Annotated in this window: 15 protein-coding genes, 1 tRNA gene and 1 riboswitch; of the genes, 5 read left to right on the forward strand and 11 right to left on the reverse strand. The window is 52.5% G+C overall.

Features of this window, described 5'->3' with window-relative positions; translation table 11 throughout:
* The first annotated feature begins 140 nt into the window (after window positions 1–140).
* From hflX to clpB, 5 genes are all read left to right on the forward strand, one after another.
* Window positions 141–1,388 carry a GTPase HflX gene (hflX, locus tag CIL02_RS14515; RefSeq protein ID WP_094402800.1) on the forward strand — a complete coding sequence of 416 codons (1,248 nt, stop codon included), beginning with the start codon at window positions 141–143 and terminating at the stop codon, window positions 1,386–1,388.
* A complete protein-coding gene (locus tag CIL02_RS14520; protein ID WP_094402892.1) occupies window positions 1,388–3,244 on the forward strand; it encodes a DUF4954 family protein in 1,857 nt (618 codons plus the stop codon). The genes hflX and CIL02_RS14520 overlap by 1 nt, the downstream gene beginning before the upstream one ends.
* Before the next feature lie 51 nt (window positions 3,245–3,295).
* Window positions 3,296–4,942 (forward strand): fumarate hydratase, encoded by a 1,647-nt coding sequence (locus CIL02_RS14525; protein ID WP_094402801.1) that lies wholly within the window; start codon window positions 3,296–3,298, stop codon window positions 4,940–4,942.
* A gap of 133 nt (window positions 4,943–5,075) precedes the next feature.
* A complete protein-coding gene (locus tag CIL02_RS14530; RefSeq protein WP_094402803.1) occupies window positions 5,076–5,885 on the forward strand; it encodes an RsiV family protein in 810 nt (269 codons plus the stop codon).
* Between the two features lie 157 nt (window positions 5,886–6,042).
* On the forward strand, window positions 6,043–8,631 hold the full coding sequence (gene clpB, locus CIL02_RS14535; RefSeq protein WP_094402805.1) for an ATP-dependent chaperone ClpB: 2,589 nt from the start codon (window positions 6,043–6,045) through the stop codon (window positions 8,629–8,631).
* A gap of 125 nt (window positions 8,632–8,756) precedes the next feature.
* Here the strand turns inward: clpB and CIL02_RS14540 are convergent, their stop codons facing one another.
* The 11 genes from CIL02_RS14540 to CIL02_RS14590 form a co-directional block, all read right to left on the reverse strand.
* Window positions 8,757–11,447, reverse strand: coding sequence for a 3'-5' exonuclease (locus tag CIL02_RS14540; protein ID WP_094402894.1), 2,691 nt, complete (start codon window positions 11,445–11,447; stop codon window positions 8,757–8,759).
* A gap of 89 nt (window positions 11,448–11,536) precedes the next feature.
* Window positions 11,537–11,854, reverse strand: a complete 318-nt coding sequence (rhaM, locus tag CIL02_RS14545) for an L-rhamnose mutarotase (RefSeq protein ID WP_094402806.1) — start codon at window positions 11,852–11,854, stop codon at window positions 11,537–11,539.
* A 153-nt stretch (window positions 11,855–12,007) separates the two neighbouring features.
* Window positions 12,008–12,691, reverse strand: coding sequence for a thiamine diphosphokinase (locus CIL02_RS14550; protein ID WP_240513731.1), 684 nt, complete (start codon window positions 12,689–12,691; stop codon window positions 12,008–12,010).
* Complete coding sequence (gene pnuC / locus CIL02_RS14555) at window positions 12,667–13,251, reverse strand: nicotinamide riboside transporter PnuC (protein ID WP_094402809.1); 585 nt, start codon at window positions 13,249–13,251, stop codon at window positions 12,667–12,669. Before pnuC ends, CIL02_RS14550 begins: the two co-directional genes overlap by 25 nt.
* 4 nt (window positions 13,252–13,255) lie before the next feature.
* The gene (locus CIL02_RS14560; protein WP_094402811.1) at window positions 13,256–15,511 is read right to left on the reverse strand and encodes a TonB-dependent receptor; all 2,256 of its coding nucleotides are present in this window, start codon (window positions 15,509–15,511) and stop codon (window positions 13,256–13,258) included.
* A 28-nt stretch (window positions 15,512–15,539) separates the two neighbouring features.
* A riboswitch (TPP riboswitch) is annotated at window positions 15,540–15,639 on the reverse strand.
* An 89-nt stretch (window positions 15,640–15,728) separates the two neighbouring features.
* Entirely contained in the window at window positions 15,729–16,184 is a 456-nt protein-coding gene (locus tag CIL02_RS14565) for a biopolymer transporter ExbD (protein WP_094402813.1), read from the reverse strand.
* Window positions 16,181–16,717: a biopolymer transporter ExbD gene (locus CIL02_RS14570; protein WP_094402814.1), complete on the reverse strand. Its 537-nt coding sequence runs from the start codon at window positions 16,715–16,717 to the stop codon at window positions 16,181–16,183. The genes CIL02_RS14565 and CIL02_RS14570 overlap by 4 nt, the downstream gene beginning before the upstream one ends.
* Window positions 16,714–17,220: a hypothetical protein gene (locus tag CIL02_RS14575; RefSeq protein WP_094402816.1), complete on the reverse strand. Its 507-nt coding sequence runs from the start codon at window positions 17,218–17,220 to the stop codon at window positions 16,714–16,716. The genes CIL02_RS14570 and CIL02_RS14575 overlap by 4 nt, the downstream gene beginning before the upstream one ends.
* A gap of 4 nt (window positions 17,221–17,224) precedes the next feature.
* Window positions 17,225–18,106, reverse strand: coding sequence for a MotA/TolQ/ExbB proton channel family protein (locus CIL02_RS14580; RefSeq protein WP_094402818.1), 882 nt, complete (start codon window positions 18,104–18,106; stop codon window positions 17,225–17,227).
* Between the two features lie 185 nt (window positions 18,107–18,291).
* Window positions 18,292–18,379, reverse strand: a tRNA-Ser gene (locus CIL02_RS14585).
* 101 nt (window positions 18,380–18,480) lie between these two features.
* A complete protein-coding gene (locus CIL02_RS14590) occupies window positions 18,481–19,278 on the reverse strand; it encodes a TatD family hydrolase (protein ID WP_094402820.1) in 798 nt (265 codons plus the stop codon).
* Window positions 19,279–19,299 lie beyond the last annotated feature (21 nt).

Consider the following 19,299-nt stretch of genomic DNA (forward strand, 5'->3'; position numbering starts at 1 on the left):
GTGTAAGGTCTAAGGAGGGATGAGGTCCTTAGTCCTTAGTCCTTAGACCTCAGTCTTCTTCCCCAAAAAAACAAATCTGTGTTTTTGTTTTGATATTCCACTCATTTGCACTATCTTTGCAAGCATATTATGCACCGCAGATGAAAGAATTTGTAATATCAGAGGCTAAGGCCGAGACTGCCGTCCTGGTGGGACTGATTACCAAGGAGCAGGATGAGGCCAAGACAAAGGAATACCTTGATGAGCTGGAATTTCTTGCCGACACCGCTGGAGCTGTAACCATACGTCGGTTCACGCAAAGAGTGGCAGGGCCAAGCCAGACAACATACGTTGGAAAAGGAAAGCTTGAGGAAATTAAGCAATTCATTAAAGACGAGGAAGACAACGAGCGGGAGGTGGGAATGGTCATCTTCGACGACGAGCTTTCTGCCAAGCAGATGCGAAATATTGAGAAGGAGCTGGGAGTGAAGATACTTGACCGCACGTCGCTCATTCTCGACATTTTTGCTATGAGGGCTCAGACTGCCAACGCCAAGACTCAGGTGGAGCTTGCGCAATACCGTTACATGCTCCCAAGGCTTCAACGCCTGTGGACGCACCTGGAGCGGCAGGGTGGAGGCTCTGGCTCAGGAGGAGGCAAGGGCAGTGTGGGACTGCGAGGACCAGGAGAGACTCAGCTGGAGATGGACCGCCGTATCATACTCCAGCGCATAACCCTGCTCAAGCAAAGGCTTGTGGAGATAGAAAAGCAGAAAACCACACAGCGCAAGAACCGAGGCAGGATGATAAGGGTTGCGCTGGTGGGATATACCAATGTCGGCAAGTCGACTATTATGAACCTTCTTGCCAAAAGCGAGGTCTTTGCCGAGAACAAGCTCTTTGCCACGCTTGATACCACGGTGAGAAAGGTTGTTGTTGACAATCTGCCATTCCTGCTTGCCGACACCGTGGGCTTCATACGCAAGCTGCCCACAGACCTGGTGGACTCCTTCAAGTCGACACTCGACGAGGTACGCGAGGCCGACCTGCTGTTGCATGTTGTGGACATCTCCCATCCAGATTTCGAGGAGCAGATAACGGTAGTAGAGAATACGCTCAAGGACCTCGGATGCGCTGACAAGCCATTGATGATGGTCTTCAACAAGATAGACAACTATTCATGGACAGAGAAAGAGCCCGACGACCTTACTCCGCCCACGAAGGAGAATATCTCGCTCGACGAGCTGAAGAAGACATGGATGGCAAAGCTAAACGATGACTGCCTGTTCATATCGGCAAGAGAGAAGATGAATGTCGATGAGCTGCGCGACACGCTGTATGCAAAGGTGCGCGAGCTGCATGTGCAGAAATATCCATACAATGATTTCTTATACCCTATTGAAGAATGATGGACAACTACAGACAACTTACTGACAGGGAGATAGACATTCTGGAGGCCAACAACTGCTGGGCCGAGGACTGGACAGACGTGATGGTGGCTGAGGACTTCAGACCCAACTACATGCACCGGGTGATGCTCTATGGCACCATAAGGCTGGGTGCGTTCGAAAAGAATGTCGAGGTGAGCAAGGGCTTTGTGAAGCATTCCGGTATCAACGATGCCACGCTCCGCAATGTCACCATCGGCGACAACTGCCTGATAGAGAAGATAGGCAACTTTATCAACAACTATACCATTGGTGACGACTGCCACATAGCCAACGTGTCCACAATAGAGACCACTGAAGGCGCAACCTACGGAGAAGGCAACCTTATATCGGTGCTCAACGAGGTGGGCGACGGCAACGTGGTGCTCTTCCGTGACCTCAACAGCCAGTTTGCGGCTTTTATGGTAAAGCACTTTTCCGACAAGGAACTGAAGGCACGCATACGGACAATGGTCAGGGAACAGGTGGCGGCGACAATTCCCGAGAGGGGTGTCATCGGTGACAGGGTGAAGATAGTCAATACCAAGGAGATTACCAATACCGTCATCTGCGACGACTGCGAGATAGACGGAGCGTCGAGGCTCAGCGACTGTACCATAATGAGCTCTCCAAATGCCACGGTATATATTGGCACGGGCGTTATATGCGAGAACTCCATAGTCTCTGACGGCTCAAGCATCATCAACAGCGTGAAGATACAGGACTGCTTCGTGGGCGAGGCATGCCAGCTCAGCAACGGCTTCACGGCATCGGCATCGGTGTTCTTCGCCAACTCCTACATGAGCAACGGCGAGGCGTGTGCGGCTTTCTGCGGTCCCTTCACGGCCAGCCACCACAAGAGCTCGCTGCTCATTGGCGGAATGTTCTCGTTCTACAATGCCGGCTCGGCAACCAACTTCTCCAACCACGCCTACAAGATGGGACCTATGCACTGGGGAGTTCTGGAGAGAGGAACGAAGACGGCCAGCGGAGCCTACCTGCTCATGCCGGCTACCATTGGAACCTTCTCTGTCTGCATGGGCAAGCTCATGCACCATCCCAACACACGCAATCTGCCTTTCTCATACCTCATAGCGGGCGGCGACACCATGTTCCTGGCACCTGGCCGAAACATCACTACTGTAGGACTATACCGAGACATAAGAAAATGGCCCAAGAGGGACGTGCGCCCCGCAGGCTCGCAGAAGAGTATTGTCAACTTCGACTGGCTGTCGCCATTCTCCGTGGGAGAGATACTGAAGGGCAAGACCATCCTTGAGGATCTGCGGAAGGCCTCTGGAGACAATGTCTCTACATACAATTACCATGAGTATGTCATCAACGCCTCGTCCTTGCGCAAGGGCATAAAATACTACGATATAGCCCTGCGCATATACATGGGGGCCGTGCTCAAGAGGGTGCTTAAGCGAGACCCAGAGCTTAATCCTCCTACTACGGATGTGGGGCTTGGCGACTGGAACGACCTTTCTGGACTGCTGCTGCCAGCATCGGAGGAGCAGAGACTTGTGAATGAGATAAAGGACGGCACGCTGTCGGATGTCAACTCTGTAGTGGAGAGGTTCCGTGATATAGACAACCACTACCGCGAATACCAGTGGACATGGACATACCGCATGATACTCGACTACTATCATCTCGACGAGCTGACGCTTGAGGATGCAGCACGCATTCATGCCGACTATATTACGGCACGGCGCTCATGGATTGCCGAGATAAGAAAGGATGCCGAAAAGGAATACGCTATGGGGGATGTGGAGGAGGATGTGTTCCGAAACTTCATAGACAGTCTTGACCATGAGGTGGATTTTGAAGAGTAAGAGATAAAAGACACTATACATATTTATATATATATAATATCTAATAAAACTATGGCAACAACACCGGATTTCAAGTATGCGCCCATGTTCCAGATGGGCAAGGACGATACGGAGTATCGCCTGCTCTCAAAGGACGGAGTCAGCACAGCAGACTTCGAGGGGCACGAGATTTTGAAAGTAAGCAAGGAGGCACTGACCCTTTTGGCTCAGCAGGCCTTCCACGACTGTGAGTTTATGCTGCGCCGTGCCCACAACGAGCAGGTGGCAGCTATCCTCAGAGACCCTGAGGCCAGCGAGAACGACAAGTATGTGGCTCTGCAGTTCCTGCGCAATGCTGAGACTGCAGTTAAGGGCGTGCTGCCCTTCTGCCAGGATACTGGTACGGCCATCATTCATGGCGAGAAAGGACAGCAGGTATGGACTGGCTTTGAGGACGAGGAGGCTCTGTCGCTCGGTGTCTACAACACGTATACTCAGGACAACCTGCGCTACTCGCAGAATGCTCCCCTCAACATGTACGATGAGGTGAACACCCGCTGCAACCTGCCAGCCCAGATTGATATAGAGGCAGTGGAGGGAGCTGAGTACAGGTTCATCATGGTGGCAAAGGGTGGTGGATCGGCCAACAAGACCTACTTCTATCCCATGACAAAGGCTACCATACAGAACGAGGGCACACTGCTGCCTTTCCTCGTAGAGAAGATGAAGTCGCTCGGAACGGCTGCATGTCCTCCCTACCACATAGCCTTCGTAATTGGTGGCACATCGGCAGAGAAGAACCTGCTCACGGTGAAGCTCGCAAGCATCAAGTACTATGACAACCTGCCTACCACAGGCGACGAGACAGGAAGGGCGTTCCGTGACATCGACCTTGAGAACAAGCTTTTGGAGGAAGCACACAAGATTGGACTCGGAGCACAGTTCGGAGGCAAGTATCTTGCCCACGACATCAGAGTTATCCGCCTGCCGCGCCACGGAGCAAGTTGTCCTATCGGTATGGGTGTGAGCTGCTCGGCCGACAGAAACATAAAGGCAAAAATCAACAAGGACGGTATCTGGCTTGAGAAGATGGACGAGAACCCCACAGAGCTTATTCCCGAGGAGCTGCGCCGTCCGGGCGAGGGCGCCAAGGGCATAGAGATAGACCTTGACAAGGGTATTGATGCCGTGCGTGCCGAGCTTACAAAATATCCCGTAAGCACCCGCGTCAACCTCAAGGGTACCATCATCGTTGCCCGCGACATCGCTCACGCCAAGCTCAAGGCACGTCTTGATGCAGGCGAGGAGATGCCGGCATACTTCAAGGATCATCCAATACTCTATGCCGGACCAGCCAAGACACCAGAGGGTTATCCATGTGGCTCTATGGGACCGACTACGGCAAACCGCATGGACCCATACGTTGACGAATTCCAGGACAATGGCGCCAGCCTTGTGATGATAGCCAAGGGCAACCGTGGTGACTGTGTGACAGAGGCGTGCAAGAAGCATGGAGGCTTCTATCTCGGCACCATAGGCGGTGTGGCAGCAGTCCTGTCACAAAGCTCCATCAAGAGCATAGAGTGCGTGGAGTACCCAGAGCTGGGCATGGAGGCCATCTGGAAGATAACGGTAGAGGACTTCCCCGCATTCATCCTCGTCGATGACAAGGGCAACGACTTCTTCAAGCAGCTGAAGCCCTGGACTCCATGCAAGTAAGATGTAAGAGAACGTTTTTTGTGATAATTAACATGATGGGATGCAAGATTGCTTGCGTCCCATTGTTATATATATAATGGTGCGCGTTGTTATAGCACCTGTGACTATAAATAACCAATAAACAAAAACCAAAATGAGAACGAAATCATTGTCTTTGCTGATGTCTGCTGCAAGTGCATGCTGCGGACTGGGAGTATTTCTTTCATGCAGCCCGAAAGAGGCTTGCGCTACATCTGTCGAGATGGTAGGCGACAGCTTGGTTGCCGACATCGACATGGGCCATTTCGCCATAGCCATTCAGCATCCTGCCGACACAACCTCCGCCTTGGCGCAGGCTATTGCCGAATATGCCAGCGAGGCTCTCGGTGGCACATACCAGGGTGAGTACACCTCTCCTCATGCTATCATGTCGTATTATCATTCCCAGACCATCAAAGACTGGCTGCCTGACTATCAGCAGCTGAAGGAGGTATCGGATGCTGACAACAAGTTCTACTGGAACGTCAGAATCACTACTGTTGCCGACACACCACAGTTCCTCACCATTGCCTATAACTGTGAGACCTATCAGGGTGGTGCCCACGGACTTGGCGTACACTTTGGCATTACGTTACGGAAAAGTGACTGCCGACGTGTCGGATGGGAGGTAATACGCAACAGCAACGGGGAGAAAGTTCAGGAACTCATGCGCCAGGGACTGAGGGAGTATTTCAACGTGAAAACCGATGACGAACTGAAGAACCTACTCTTCGACGAGAATTATATCTACACAATGCCCATGCCTCAGTGTCCTCCGCTGTTTACTGCCGACGGCATACAGTTCGTGTATAATCCCTACGAGATTGCACCCTACGCAGCAGGCCGCCCAACTTTTGTCATACCATACGACAAACTCAACGACAACCTCACGGTAACGGCTCAACGCCTCTGCGGCAATATTTAGGTGCGGAAGTTCCTCTATCATGCCATATTGTCTTGTTCCTCAGTCATTTTGTCGCATTCTTCTCCGTGGGCATACTCTTTGTGGGAAATGGGTGCGTGGATGTGGGCTTCACGTCTACGTAGACAAAGAAAACCATAATGTAAGAAAGGAGTAATATATGACATTCGACAAATTTACGATTAAGGCACAAGAGACCGTGCAGGCTGCCGTCAATACTGCCCAGCAGAGCGGACAGCAAAGCATTGAGCCGGTACACCTCCTCAAGGGTGTACTGGAGAAAGGCCGCGACATTGCCAATTTCGTATTCCAGAAACTTGGAGTTAACGCTCAGCAGATAGATGCTCTTGTGACAAGCGACATACAGCATCTGCCGCGTGTGCAGGGTGGCAACCCCTATTTCAGCAATGACTCCAACAAGGTGCTTGCCAAGGCTCAGGATTATGCCACCCAGATGGGTGACGAGTTTGTTTCCGTAGAGCCCATACTGCTTGCCCTTGTCAATGTGACCTCTACTGCCAGCCGCATTCTTCGCGATGCCGGTTGCTCGGAGAATGAGATGATGAAGGCCGTCAGCACGCTCAGGCAGGGACAGAGCGTTAAGTCGCAGTCGGGCGACGAGAACTATCAGTCGCTGTCAAAGTATGCCAAGAACCTCATTGATGATGCCCGTAAGGGCAAGCTCGACCCGGTGATAGGCCGTGATGAGGAAATTAGGCGTGTGCTTCAGATACTGAGCCGACGCACGAAGAACAATCCTATACTGATAGGTGAGCCGGGAACAGGAAAGACGGCCATAGTGGAGGGACTGGCTGAGCGCATTGTCAAGGGAGACGTGCCAGAAAACCTCAAGGACAAGAAGCTCTATTCGCTCGATATGGGTGCCCTGGTGGCTGGAGCCAAATACAAGGGAGAGTTTGAGGAGAGGCTGAAGGCTGTCATCAAGGAGGTTACTGCTGCCGATGGCGACATCATACTGTTCATCGACGAGATTCATACCCTTGTGGGGGCAGGAGGAGGCGAGGGGGCCATGGATGCCGCCAACATCCTGAAGCCTGCGCTGGCAAGAGGCGAGCTGAGGGCTATCGGTGCCACCACTCTCAATGAGTATCAGAAATACTTCGAGAAGGACAAGGCGCTGGAGCGACGCTTCCAGACAGTGACCATCGACGAGCCTGACGAGACTGATGCCATCAGCATACTGCGAGGACTGAAGGAGCGTTATGAGAACCACCACAAGGTGCGTATTCAGGACGATGCCTGCATAGCGGCTGTAAAGCTGTCGGAACGCTATATAAGCGACCGCTTCCTGCCAGACAAAGCCATTGACCTCATGGATGAGGCTGCGGCAAAGTTGCGTATGGAGCACGACTCCGTGCCCGAGGAGCTGGACGAGCTTACGCGCAGGCTGAAGCAGCTTGAAATAGAGCGTGAGGCTATCAAGAGGGAGAACGATACGGAGAAGATTACACTCCTTGACAAGGAGATAGCCGAACTGAAGGATCAGGAGAAGACCTTCCGCGCCAAATGGGAGGGCGAGCGTGCGCTTGTAAACAAGATACAGCAGGACAAGCAGATGATGGAGGACCTGCGTTTCGAGGCCGAGAAAGCTGAGAGGGAAGGCAACTACGAGAGAGTGGCTGAGATAAGGTATGGCAAGCTGAAGCAACTGCAGGACGACATAGACAGCATACAGCAGCAGCTGAAGTCGGCCCAGGGAGCCGAGGCCATGGTGCGAGAGGAGGTTACTGCCGATGACATTGCTGAGGTAGTCAGCAGATGGACGGGCATACCAGTAACGAGGATGATGCAGAGCGAGCGCGAGAAATTGCTCCACTTGGAGGAAGAATTGCACAAAAGGGTCATAGGACAGGAAGAGGCTATACAGGCCGTGTCGGATGCCGTCAGACGCTCACGTGCGGGACTGCAGGACCCCAAGCGGCCTATAGCATCGTTCATATTCCTTGGTACTACGGGTGTCGGCAAGACTGAATTGGCTAAGGCACTGGCAGAGTACCTGTTCAACGATGAGACCATGATGACGCGAATAGACATGAGCGAGTATCAGGAGAAGTTCAGCGTCAGCAGGCTCATCGGTGCTCCTCCGGGATATGTCGGCTATGATGAGGGAGGACAGCTCACCGAGGCAGTGAGAAGGAAACCGTACAGCGTGGTGCTCTTCGACGAGATAGAGAAGGCGCATCCCGATGTGTTCAACATCCTGCTGCAGGTGCTCGATGACGGAAGGCTTACCGACAACAAGGGGCGTACCGTCAACTTCAAGAACACCATCATTATTATGACATCTAACCTTGGCTCGCAGCTTATACGCCAGGAGACGGAGACCGCAGGAGGCTGCCTGTCTGCCGATAAGCTGGAGACTATGAGGAACAGGCTCTTCGAGATGCTCAAGCAGACCATCCGTCCGGAGTTCCTCAACCGTATCGACGAGACCATAATGTTCCTGCCGCTGAGCAAGCAGGAGATAAGGGATGTCGTGGAGCTGCAGATGAACGCCGTGCGTAACATGCTCTCACAGCAAGGCTTCACCCTAAACTGGACATCGGCCGCACTGGACTATCTGGCCTCTGTTGGCTACGACCCTGAGTTTGGAGCACGTCCTGTAAAGAGAGCCATACAGAGGTGTGTGCTCAACGACCTTTCCAAACAGCTGCTCTCGGGCAATGTGGTACCCGACAAGCCCGTTGTCATTGATGCAAGGGAAGGTGGTCTCACCTTCCAAAACTGATAATCATCAATAGGTGTCTTCATACAGTTATGGCGTTCCGAATGTCTGGTTGCAATCAGACTTCGGAACGCCTTTCTTTTGTGTGCCGCAGGCTAATGTGGACAATGTGGGGAACTGTGTCGCCACTATTGTTGCTGCATCTTTCCGGCAATAGGCTTAAGGAAACGGCTGGGCTGTAAGGCTGTCGTTGTGCCGTCGTACCGCAGCCTGGTTGTAGAGACGGATATGAACAGCCGCTTGCGGGCTCGCGTTATGGCGACATACAGCTTGCGCGCGTCCTCTTCGTTAAGAGACTTGATGTTTGCATTGTGGAAGTTGGGGAAGCGCCCGTCGATAACATCGAAGACGATGACGTTGTCGAACTCCAACCCCTTGGCCTTATGGATAGTGCTGATGAATAGCCGCTCGGCCATGGAGGATGCTCCACACAGGTCGGATTCTCGCAGGGTGTTCATCTCGATGGCGTGTGCATCGAGGAGATGCTTTAGTGTGGCTGTTGCCTCTCCGTGCATCATCTCTTCCGCTAAGTACGAGAATAGGTGGGTCATCTTAGGATTGTTTTTGACAAATTGCTCCTCGAGCATCTGCTGCCAAACTTGCTCCATCATGCTGACGAGTATTGGCTTTGCGCCTTCTTCTGCATGTTGGTGAAGCTTGTCAGTGGTGTCGTTGTATATTTCGGCATAGCGTTGTTTGAAGAGTTCAGCCAAGTGGGGCATGTTGCCCTGCTGCATGAAGCGGTGCTGCCCGGCAATGTACTCACAGGCTTTGCTGATGCAACGTGTCACGAGGCTGCAGGTGGCATAGACGTCGGCATCGGCAAGGTGAGAGTTCTCACCCTCAAGTCCAAGCTGCGTGATGAGGTCGCGGAGCTTATAGCGGCTCATGCCTGGAAAGAGCAGATGTGCGAGTTTCAGGGAGTCGAAGCAGAGCGGATGGCACACGCACCAGTCGGTTTCGGGGAGATAGCGGCGTATGTTGAAGTCCATGATGTCGTAGTCGTAGCTTGCGTTGTGTCCGAGCAGCGGTGCTCCGCCGGCATAGTCGAGGAAACGCTGCAGAGCCTCGGCTGGAGACAGCAGCTCATGATGAAGGCGCTCCTCGATAATGGGGTTGGGAATGTCTCCCAGCATCTCTGGAATATGGCGGTCGGTAGATATATACACGCTAAATTCCGAGCCAGGGACAATAGTTCCGTTGTGCATCTTCATTGCGGCTATCTGCAGGATGTCGTCCTCGTAGACGTTCAGTCCCGTGGTCTCGGTATCGAAGACCACAATATCGCCTTGGGCAGCCTCGGCGAAGCTCTCTACATAGCTCTTGCCGTCACTGCGCAGCAGGTCAGATGGTGTCATGGCCCTTAGGCGCAGTTGCCTGACGAGGCTGCGTGCCGAGGCTTTGGTGGCACATAAGTGGAAGCCGCAAAGCAAGCGCGCCCAGGCAATGAAGTTGAAGTCGGAGGCAATAACGGAGAAATGGGATAACAGGAGCTTTATGTCATCAGTGGAGAAAAGGTCAGTACCAGAGACCTTGAAATGGGGTATGCCGAGCTTAGTGAGCACATTGCCTATGTTGTCGGCATCGTTGTTGGAGTTTACCACTATGGAAGTAGTCTCACCGGGATGGCTGCTGACAAGCTCTGCCGCATGGCGTGCCACATCCTCGTACTCAGCCTCGATAGTCGTACTAGCTATTATGCCCAAGTCTCCTACTGTTGCTTTAGCCATGTTTGAGGACTTGGCCAGCAGCTGTGGGTCGATGCCCATGACATCGGTAGCGTAGGTGTTGAAGACATCAAGAAGATAGGATGGCGACCGGTGGTTGGTGCCCAGATGGTGGATGTGGCCATGGCAGCGGTTCTTCAGCTCGTCCATGATTTCCATCTTGGCTCCCATGAATGAGAATATTGCCTGCTGCTCGTCGCCGAGGTATACTATGGTAGGGGAGTCGGTGAGCAGAAGGTCGATGATGGCCAGTTGCAGGAAATTCAGGTCCTGTACCTCGTCGACTTGTGCCCAGGAGTATTTCTTGAAATTGTTAGGCTTTGACAAGGCATCGTATGCCAGCAGCAGCAAGTCCTCAAAGTCGAGTAGCTGGTTCTGATCCTTGTATGCCTCGTAGGCGTGTGCGAACTTCATTTTCCGAAGCATATTGGCCACGTTGTAGCCCACACCTATGTCGGTAGACATGCCGTTCAGGTCATCCTCGTAGGTAACGGCATGGTTGTAGAGATCAGTCATGGCCTCGGGTGTAAATGGCGTATCGCGCCATCGGCAGAATTTCTTCATGGCACCAATGTCGTCTGCCGACAGGCAGTCGGTGTGTGTGCGCAGCTTCCTTGGGTAGCCCTGCGCTATCTGGTGCATGAGGTGTGAGAGGTTTATGACATCATTATATGTTTTTCTTCGCGAGCCGTTGGCTTTTGCCTGCTCCTCGTCTTCTCCGAAGTAGCGTGCGAGAATGCTCAGGGCATCGTCGGAGTCGATGACGGCCGACTCTGATGGTACAAGTCCGTTGTCGAAGAGGAACTTCGAGCAGTAACGGTGGACGTTGCCCACGAAAAGGCTGTCTGCATCATGTGCTGCGCCTATGCGTGTGAGAAGCCTCTCGCGCATGCCGCGGGCAGCCCTGTTGGTGAAGGTCAGGCAGAGCATGTCAGAGAAGTCGGTTCCTGCATGGTGTGCCTGCGCCACGCGCTCGGCAAGCATTTGTGTCTTGCCGCAGCCGGGAGGTGCCAATACAAGGTGGTGGCCAGAGCCAAGAGCGAGAATTTCGCGTTGGCTGTCATCGGGAGTCCAGGAGTTGGTTGCCGTCATATATGTCATGTGCTGTATGAAGAAGCCTCACCCGTCCCCCTTTGTGCTTATGGGAATCGGGTGAGGCTATAGTATTTGAAGATGTTGCCTTATTCCAGGTGGAAGACTTCCTCTATGGGGATGGTTACAGGCGAGTTGTCGGGATTGACCTCCATGATGTCGGCCATCATGTCCCACCATTTCTGCGTTATCGGGTCTACATTGTCGGTGTCCTGGCTGTTGGTGTCCTTGGAGCACTCCTGGTAGGCGAAGAGAATGTTTGTGTCCTTGTCCCAGAAAATGCTGTAGTTGCCTACGCCTGCATCCTTAATCATCTGTTTCAGTTCCGGCCAGATGGCAGCGTGCCTCTTGGCATACTCTTTCTCGCATCCGGGCTTGAGGAACATCTTAAAAGCAAATCGTTTCATTGTAGTTAGTTTTATGTGGTGAATAATCTGTTATAATGTAAGGCTGTTCGTCCACAAATATTGGAACCCTGCTATCCTGGAATGGCAGGAGCAGTGGTCTTCATGTGGTTGTCCATGCAAAAATACGAAAAAAGGGATGATGGCGCAAATATCTTAAACGTTTTTTTTATCAAATGTCCTGTAAACCATATACACCCCGTCGGCATCTATTGTAACGATATTGCGTGTAGCCTCGTTGAGGGTGCCTTCCCAGAACATGGTATACGTGTACGGTTGCCATCGAAATCCCTCACCGGAAATTCGTTTGCAGGAGATATTGAAGATGCTAACCTGCTGGCCGGGGAATGTGCCGAAGCTGTTGCGGCCCCGGGCAACGGCAAAGTAGCCGTAATCGGTAATCATCACGGGGCTCAGCCCGAAGGTGCGCTCGTAATAAGCCATGAGGGAGATATTGGCGAGTGTGTGGTCCTCTCGCTTTCCCGTTGCGGCAATGTATGCTATTGACGACACTCCTCCCAGCTGTTCCATCACGTAGCGTGTGGCCTTGGTGAGGTCGTTGAATTTCTGCTCGGTAACTATGTGCAGGCGGTCGCCCAGCGTGTCGCGGACAGATATCGGCAATGAGTCGCCATCGCCGACAACGGCAATTGGCGAGAGCCCGTGGGCGATGGCTTTGGCACCGGCACCGTCGCAGCAAACAAGACATGACGATGAACTTAATACTGACAATGGTACGGAATGAGTGGGGTAGTCGCCATCGGCAAGTATCACTGCCGGGAAACGGCTGTCTGTGGACAATAAAGGATAGTGGCTCATTGCTTCATCATCTTTTTCCATTTATAATATCCGGCTATTGCTATAACGACATACAGGCCATAGAGAGCGGCCTTGAAAGGAATGCCCTTAGCGATGTAGAGATAGCAGCAGATGGCGTCGACTATAATCCAGAAGAACCACTGCTCTATGTATTTGCGTGCCAGCGCCCAGAGGCCGACGAAGCTCAGAGCATTGGTGAAGGCGTCGAGTAGTGGTACCGTAGAGTCGGTGAAGGTTACTAGAATATAATAGGTGGCAGCCCATGCCACGGCAAAAAACACTAACGATGGAATATAGAGCCTCGACGGCATGTGCGTGATGGGCATCTGCCCGCCTGTCTGCTGTCCGTGCTTGCGGCCGAACTTCCATATTGCCCAGCCGTAGATTGCGGCAATGGTATAGTAGACAGCCATGCCCGCGTCACCATACAGCCCATGGCTCCAGTAGAGCCATGTGTCAAGGGCAGGCATGATGATGCCTACAATCCACAGGGCTATACTGGCACGATACTCGAGTACTATGTATAGTAGCCCGAGTATCGTGGTGAGTATGTCAAGCCAATGTTCTGACAGGAAATCCATCGGCTTAGAAGTTTATTGACAAATGTGCCATCCAGTTGAATGGTGCAGATGGTGCGAAGCCTGCCTCGTAGAGGTCGTCCACACAGTAAGCCTCGACCTTGTCGCCGTTTTTGCGGAACTCCGACCATGCCCAGCCGTTGTTGTCGTACTTGGCATCGAAGACGTTGTAGAGCGACAGGCCGATGGTAGCCTCCTTTATGCCTAACTTCTTCAATCCGAAGGTGTAGGAGAGGTTGATGTTGGTTGTGAAGTGGTCCTTGAGCATCATGCCGACCTCCTGGTCTACGCTGCCGTCCTCGTTGTAGTTGATGTAGCTCTTGAAGTCGGTGTTGGTGAGGTATTGCTCGCCTACATACTGGCTCTGGATGCTTGCCTGCAAGCCCTTGTAGGTGAAGGTGAAGATGTTGTTGAAGATGGCTTCGGGCGAGAATGAGGTATGTGTCTCACCGAGGTTTACTACAGTCTCGTAGTCGTCGAGCGTAACGGTCCAGTTCTTATTGCGGTTCTTGGAGAATGTAGCGTTGGCATCCCATCGGAACCATGATACGGGCTTCCATGCTGCCTCCAGCTCAACGCCTGCCCTGTAGCTTTCTCCGCAGTTGTCGTTGCTGGCCTTCATCTCGCCTATGTCGTTGAGTTCGCCTGTGAGCACGTACTGGTTGTTGTAGAACATGTAGTAGAAGTTGATGCCTGCGGCGAACTTGCTGCTCTCATACTTGTATCCCAGTTCGAAGTCCTGCAGTTTCTCCGCCTTGAGGTTAGATACATAGTTGTCCTGATAGTCGTTGCGGGTAGGCTCCTTGTGCGACAGCGAGTATGAGGCGTATGCCCTGTTGTTGTCGTCGATCTGATAGTTCAGACCGAACTTGGGGTTGAAGAAGTCGAAGTCGTCGTGTGCCCACAGACCGCTGGCCTCTCCACCGATATACCAGTCGGCAGGGTCTTCCATGCGGTAGCCTACATGGCGGTACTGAAGGTCGAGGAATGCGCTAAGGCCCTTTACAAACTCCCACTCGGCCTTGCCATAGACATTGAAGTCGGTTTTCCAAGCAGTATTGCGGTAGTACTCGAAACCAGGGTACATTTCCTTCTGTGGCTCCTTCACCCAGTTTACCAGACCGAAGTGGTCACCGTCGTATTTGTTCCAGCCTCCGCCCAGAGTGGCCTTGAAACTTTCGTTGTCGTGGTAGTTGATTGATGCGATGGCGCCATAGAAGTCGTTGTCCATCTTCTTCTGCCTTACTAGGTCAGTCTTGAACTCCACGTCAGAGAGACCGTACTCCTGAAGGTCCTTGTTCACCTTATACTCCTCGTAGTAGCCTTGTCCCTTGGTGTAGTGGAGTGCCACGTTGAGGTCCCAGTTCGGATTGAATATCTGGTTCCAGATGAGCTGGTAGTTCTGCTGGTGATAGTTGTCGGTCTGGTTGTCGTAGTAGTGTACGTTGCCGTCGGCATCGTAATACTCTCCGCAAGAGTTGTAGCGGCGCCCGTAAAGGCTCTGCTCGTACTTTGAGGTGTAGTTCCATGCGTGATAGGTCTCCTCCTGTCCGTTGAAAGTGATGAACTTCACCATGGTGTTGTCCGAGAAGTAGCCTGCCTGCAGGAAGTAGGAGTTGAGGTTGGTGTGGGCGCGGTCCAGATATCCGTGTGAGCCGATGTTCGAGAGGCGTCCCTGCAGTCCCCAGTGACCTCCGAGCAGTCCTGTGCCGAAGCGCAGTGTTTCCTTGTGTGAGTAGTAGCTGCCTGCACTCATGTCGAGTCCCACAAATGGTGTGGTGCCGATGTTCTCAGTCTGCATGTTGATGGTTGCTCCGAAGGCACCGGAGCCGTTGGTCGACGTTCCTGCTCCGCGCTGTATCTGCATACTCTGCACACTTGAGGCAAAGTCGCCCATGTTGACGAAGAACACCTGTGACGATTCGGCATCATTGACTGGAATGCCGTTGGCTGTGATGTTGATGCGCGATGGGTCCACGCCGCGTACCCTGATTGATGTGTAGCCGATACCGTTTCCAGCGTCGCTCGTCGTTGTCACCGATGGAGTGAGCGAGAGCAGGTGCGGAATGTCCTGTCCGAAGTTTACTTGTTTCAGCTGTGCCTTGCCGATGTTGGTATAGGCCATTGGGGTGCGCTTGTCAGCGCGTGTGGATGTAACCTGTACATCCTGCAACATGTGAACAGTGGTCGTGTCGACAGGCTCGACCGCATAAAGATTTGCCACACACGACAGTGCGGCAACAAAGAATACATTTCTTTTCATGTACACCTTTTAAAATTAAGAAATAACATAAAAAGGGATTACCTTTCCCTGCGTCGGCATTACCCGTATCAGGTTCTGTGGGTATAATCTCAGCCGTACCAAAAGGCACAGCACCCCTTAGCTTCCATTCTGAAAGCCGCTGCAAAGTTACGGATATTTATCGGAATGGACAAATAATTCGCCACTTCTTTTTTTCGTAGCGATTATCCTTCCCCCATCATTTTTCTTTTTCCTCTGCCGAATAGCTGATGTTGAGGGCATTGGCCTTGCGCAGTTGCTGCTTGACGGCAGTGATGATGCTCATAGGGGTTTTCCGGTCGGCCTTAAGGGAAATGGTGAGCTTGTTTTTGTCCTCGGGAAGCATGGAGGAACGCTCCGCAGAGACTGCCTCTGCAATTCTCTCTATGGGTACTATTCTTCCGTTTATCTGGACGGCGGAGCTGCTGTTGTCTTTATGGCCTATGGGCTTGCCTATGTGGATATGCACCACCGTAGACTTCTTGACGGGATGGGTAAGCTCCGTACCTTTTGGAACAGTATACTCAACCTTTAGTGTCTCGGTACGCATGTGGGTGACAATCATGAAGAAGAACAGCACGACAAAGATGAGGTCGGGCAGCGAGGCGGTGTTCAGACTTGGCATGTTGCGGTGGCGGCGGCGTATGAGGCTCATGGCTGGCCTCCTTTCTCTGCAGATGTCTCGTTATATTGCTCCGACACTCGCTGCGGGCATAGCTCCTTGATGCGTGTGCGCTGCTCTTCTGGAAGTTCTGCGTATCTTATGCCGTATAGCTTCTTTGACAGACCGTTGCGCAGGTCGGAGTAGGCGGCTACAATCTCGTTCTGAATATTAAAATATGTGTCATACGACGACAGCGGCGAGGCATTGATGGTAATCAGATGTTCCTTGCCAGCTTTGCTTACAAAGTTGCGTATGTCCTTGCGCAGAGATGCCATGACGAGCGGCCTTCCGTTGATAAAGGCCGAGTCGTTGTCGCTGACGACAATCTCCAAGAGCTTATCCTTCTGCACTTCCATAGGCTCCGTGGACTCCTGCTGTGCGTTAGGCGGCAGTTGGCGTAGCAGCCCTTTGTCCATGTCCATGGATGTGGTGACAAGGAAAAAGATGAGCAGCATGAATGATATGTCGGCCGTAGATGTGGTGTTGAGCCCTGGCACACGGCGGCGTTTGTTGGTTCTTATCATTTCCTACGCTTGTTGATAATGGAAAATGTAATGATTGTTGCCGAGGCGACGGCAATCATAATGGATGAGGTGATTATGAACATGTCGGCACTCTTTAGCCAGAGCCATGAGCTGTATAGCAGTCCGTTTGCCCTTATAGGCTCTGATGAGCCAACGGAAAACGACAGCACGAGCAGGGTGGTTGTGACTATGGCCATCGTGTAGCTGATAGCCTTTGCGGGGATATTGTTTGTCCTGGCATCCGTATTTCCTCTTTTCCTGATGAATGTCGCTACCGACCATGCTGTTAAGGCTGATGCACCAAGCAGCAGCATCACCATTAGCCACAGCAGGGCATCGGTGAGCAGTGGGGCGTTGAAGTTAGGACTGTCCTCATAGGGAGTGTCAAAGCCTAATGTCCAGAACAGCACGAACAGCAGTAGGGACATTGACGTGATGGCGAGGAATATACGCCGGCTTATCTGTGCGGCCGTCCATGTCTTGATGTCGGTAAGTCTAAGCATTTGTCTATACTGTTTTGCCTGTTGTCTGCGATGTTTGCTTGTATTTCGTGATGGTGTCGAGCAGTGTTATCGCACTCTCCTCCATTTGGCTTGTGAGATGCTCAATCTTTGAGAGAATATAGTTGTAGAACACCTGCAGCACTATTGCGACGATGATACCGAAGATAGTCGTTATCAGTGCCACCTTCATTCCCGATGCCACGATGGTGGGGCTGATGTCTGCGGCCTGCTGGATATTGTCGAACGACATGACCATGCCTATGACGGTGCCGAGAAAACCGAGTGACGGAGCGATGGTGATAAAGAGCGTTATCCATGAGCATCCCTTCTCCAGGTTTGCGCTCTGCACGGAGCCGTAGCTGGCTATGGAGCGCTCTATGTTATCAGTGGACTCGCTGATACGCACAAGCCCCTGATAGCAGATGCTCGCCACAGGCCCCCGCGTGTCGCGGCATAGGCTCTTCGCACCGTCTATGTCACCAGCCATTATCCTGGCATCAAGGTCGGCCATGAATCTCTTGGCGTTTATCTCGGAGAGGCTAAGGTAGATTATCCTCTCTATGCAGAACGCCAGGCCAAGCACTAAGGCAAGGGCTACGAGCGACATGAAGCCGGCATTACCCTCGATGAACTTCTTTTTCAGAATCTTGTGGACTCCTGCAGGCTCGCTGTCTGCCATTGTGGTGTCGTTGCTAAGGAATGTCTCGGCAGCTATGATGTCGTCATCCAATGCCGCGCTGTCCAGAATGGCACTGCTGTCCTGCTGCAATGTCTGTTCCTGCTGTGCTGTCTGTTCCTGCTGTGCGGCAGCCCTGGCGGGAGTGTTGTTGCAGATGATGGCGGTGAGTAATGTGGCTGCTGTCAGCCATTTGAGTAAATGTTTCATTGTTCTTGATTGTCTGTTGTCTTGTTGCCCGGCCTGCTGGTCTGCGATGCATAAATGAAGCCTGCCCGTTCAGGCAGCTGACGGGTAACGGTATTGTAGAATATGATGACTGTGAAAATGGAGTTTGCTAAACGTAAACTGCCAAGGGCTGCCGGTACGGAACCCTGGGAACAATCGCAACAGGGCGGAAAGAGGGGGATTCGAACCCCCGATACGCTTTTGACGTATACACGCTTTCCAGGCGTGCCTCTTCAGCCACTCGAGCATCTTTCCTTGCGTTCGGAGTGCAAAATTATATGTTTTGTTCCAAATAACAGCTGTTGGCATAGGTGTTTTAAAGTTCTTTAACGTTGTGTAATGTCTGTAGCGGGGTGTCATCGTGATATGACTCCATGGTTGCCGTCGTCAATTCCGAATATGCGGAGGGCGTTGGCAGTGGTTATTCTTGCCACCTCGTCGGCACTCACTCCGTAGCTCTGCGCCAGTTGCTGGCATATGAGCGGAATGAACGAGCTCTCGTTCCTCTTGCCCCGATTGGGCACGGGAGCCATGTATGGGCTGTCGGTCTCAAGAACTATGCGTTCGAGTGGAACCACGGCAGGCAGGTCCTCACGCAGATGGCTGCTCTTGAATGTCAGCACACCACCGATGCCGAGCGCGAATCCGTCGAACGACAACAACTCGGCTGCCTCAAGGCGGTTGCCCGTGAAGCAATGGAATACTCCGCCATGTAGCTGCCCCCTGTATTTCCTCATTATGGCGACCATCTCGTTCTGGGCCTTTCGGCAATGTATCATCAGCGGCAGATGGCTGTCTATGCTCCACCTTACCTGCTCCTCAAAGGCATGTAGCTGCTCGTTCTCATACTCCCGCGACCAGTAGAAGTCCAGTCCTACCTCGCCTATGGCGATGTGTTCCGCCGTGAGCATCTGTCTCATCTGCCCAATCACCTCCGCATAGTCTGCCCTTACCTCCTCGGGGTGCAGGCCAATCATAGGGTAGGCAAAGCCCTTGTTTTCCCGACATAGCTGTAGCACCGTCCCTGAAGTCTTCTGGTCTATGGCCGGTACGAACACCTTCTCCACCCCTGCGGCTTTCGCCCTCTCGATTACCACTGGCAGGTCTGCGGCAAACTCCTCACCGTCGAGGTGTGCATGTGTGTCGATAAGCATACTCATTATTTATTAATGGAT

It is taken from the genome of Prevotella sp. P3-122 (assembly GCF_002251365.1).
In the GTDB taxonomy this organism is placed as follows: domain Bacteria; phylum Bacteroidota; class Bacteroidia; order Bacteroidales; family Bacteroidaceae; genus Prevotella.

Bases quoted from the DNA above. Each gene is read 5' to 3' on its own strand.
- hflX (WP_094402800.1), top strand. From the start codon at position 141: ATGAAAGAATTTGTAATATCAGAGGCTAAGGCCGAGACTGCCGTCCTG.
- CIL02_RS14520 (WP_094402892.1), top strand. From the start codon at position 1,388: ATGGACAACTACAGACAACTTACTGACAGGGAGATAGACATTCTGGAG.
- CIL02_RS14525 (WP_094402801.1), top strand. From the start codon at position 3,296: ATGGCAACAACACCGGATTTCAAGTATGCGCCCATGTTCCAGATGGGC.
- CIL02_RS14530 (WP_094402803.1), top strand. From the start codon at position 5,076: ATGAGAACGAAATCATTGTCTTTGCTGATGTCTGCTGCAAGTGCATGC.
- clpB (WP_094402805.1), top strand. From the start codon at position 6,043: ATGACATTCGACAAATTTACGATTAAGGCACAAGAGACCGTGCAGGCT.
- CIL02_RS14540 (WP_094402894.1), bottom strand. From the start codon at position 11,447: ATGACGGCAACCAACTCCTGGACTCCCGATGACAGCCAACGCGAAATT.
- rhaM (WP_094402806.1), bottom strand. From the start codon at position 11,854: ATGAAACGATTTGCTTTTAAGATGTTCCTCAAGCCCGGATGCGAGAAA.
- CIL02_RS14550 (WP_240513731.1), bottom strand. From the start codon at position 12,691: ATGGAAAAAGATGATGAAGCAATGAGCCACTATCCTTTATTGTCCACA.
- pnuC (WP_094402809.1), bottom strand. From the start codon at position 13,251: ATGGATTTCCTGTCAGAACATTGGCTTGACATACTCACCACGATACTC.
- CIL02_RS14560 (WP_094402811.1), bottom strand. From the start codon at position 15,511: ATGAAAAGAAATGTATTCTTTGTTGCCGCACTGTCGTGTGTGGCAAAT.
- CIL02_RS14565 (WP_094402813.1), bottom strand. From the start codon at position 16,184: ATGAGCCTCATACGCCGCCGCCACCGCAACATGCCAAGTCTGAACACC.
- CIL02_RS14570 (WP_094402814.1), bottom strand. From the start codon at position 16,717: ATGATAAGAACCAACAAACGCCGCCGTGTGCCAGGGCTCAACACCACA.
- CIL02_RS14575 (WP_094402816.1), bottom strand. From the start codon at position 17,220: ATGCTTAGACTTACCGACATCAAGACATGGACGGCCGCACAGATAAGC.
- CIL02_RS14580 (WP_094402818.1), bottom strand. From the start codon at position 18,106: ATGAAACATTTACTCAAATGGCTGACAGCAGCCACATTACTCACCGCC.
- CIL02_RS14590 (WP_094402820.1), bottom strand. From the start codon at position 19,278: ATGCTTATCGACACACATGCACACCTCGACGGTGAGGAGTTTGCCGCA.